A 1,522-nucleotide genomic window follows, 5' to 3' on the forward strand; every position below is an offset into this window, starting at 1 on the left:
CTGTAGCCATAGCAACCGTTGCAGAACCTGTTGCCAAACGAATCAATGCTGCAACAAACCAACCCAACAATAATGGCGACAAATTTGCCTTTAAGGCTGTGGACACAATCTCATTAGAAATTCCTGTGTCACGTAAAATGCCACCAAAACCACCACCTGCACCAACAATCAACATAATTCCAGCAATAGAAGCTAAACATCCGCCGCAGAATTTTTCAATTTGTTCACGGTTAAAGCCTTGCATCGTACCAAAGGTAATAAAGCTGACCAGTACGGCGATGAGTAATGCGATATCAGAAGTACCAATGAAACGTAGTAAATCATTTGCGAAAGTCTGTGGTGCAAAGAAAAGATCTGCCCAACTTCCGATTAACATCAACACTACTGGCAGCATAATCGTAAATAAGGTAATCCCAAAGCTTGGCAACTCACGAGTTCTATTTGTATCTGCTTCAATAAATTGTTTTGCTAACGGGTTATTTTCAGGCAATTTGACGTACTTATTAATCCACAGTGCATACAATGGTCCAGCAACAATAGCCGTTGGCACACCGACGATTAAGCTGTAAGCAATCGTTTTACCAATATCAGCATGATAAGCCTGTACTGCCAATAATGCCGCCGGATGTGGCGGAATTAAGCCATGTACAACCGATAAACCAGCGACCATTGGCAAGCCAACAACCAGTAAAGATTTGCCAGTTCGCTTAGCAATATTGAACGCAATTGGAATGAGTAGAACGAAACCTACTTCGAAAAATACGGGAAGACCAACAATAAGCGCAATAAACATCATGGCCCAGTGAATATTTTTCTCACCAAACCACTTAATTAAAGTAATTGCTATTCGCTCTGCTCCACCAGACTCGGCCATCATTTTTCCGAGCATTGTTCCCAGTGCGATTACAATCGCAAGGTGGCCCAAGGTTTTTCCAGTACCAGCTTCGTATGACTTAACAATATCGCCCATTGGCATACCAACAGCCAAAGCCAAACCGAGTGAAACAATAATAAGAACAAGAAATGGATAAATTCTGAACTTCGCGATCATGACAACCAATGCAATAATCGCGATTACAGTGTAGATAAGCAACATGCCACCCTGAACGGTCTCCATGTGATACTTCTCCTTGGAATAATGCTATTTAGGCACACTGCCCAAACAAAGGTCTTCAACCACAGTAATTCCTACTGTTAAGACACTAAATTTTTATATTTAGGTGTGACCAGCACAAACTGGCCACCTCAATACAGCCTTAAAGTACATAGAATGCACTTCATTTTTTATAAATATTGACTACATTTACAGTGCTCTCAACTGACTCGCAATTTGCGCTAAGCGAGTAATTTCAGCCCAATCTTGTGCAGCTACAGCAGCTTTAGGCGTTAACCATGAACCACCTACACACACTACGTTTGGTTGCTTTAAGAAATCTGGCGCTGACTCTGCCGTAATTCCGCCAGTCGGGCAAAAACGTAAGTTTGGAAATGGACCATAAAATGCTTTCAGCATCTCAACTCC

Annotated in this window: 1 protein-coding gene and 1 pseudogene; both read right to left on the reverse strand. The window is 41.9% G+C overall.

Annotated features, from left to right (window positions below; genetic code table 11):
* Positions 1–1,117: gluconate:H+ symporter (locus UC75_RS13600; protein ID WP_228137373.1), on the reverse strand; the 1,117-nt coding region annotated here is incomplete at its 3' end.
* Between the two features lie 186 nt (positions 1,118–1,303).
* Positions 1,304–1,522: pseudogene (locus UC75_RS21725) on the reverse strand (2-dehydro-3-deoxyphosphogluconate aldolase); the annotation flags it as partial.

The organism is Acinetobacter sp. V2 (assembly GCF_001188385.1).
In the GTDB taxonomy this organism is placed as follows: domain Bacteria; phylum Pseudomonadota; class Gammaproteobacteria; order Pseudomonadales; family Moraxellaceae; genus Acinetobacter; species Acinetobacter oleivorans.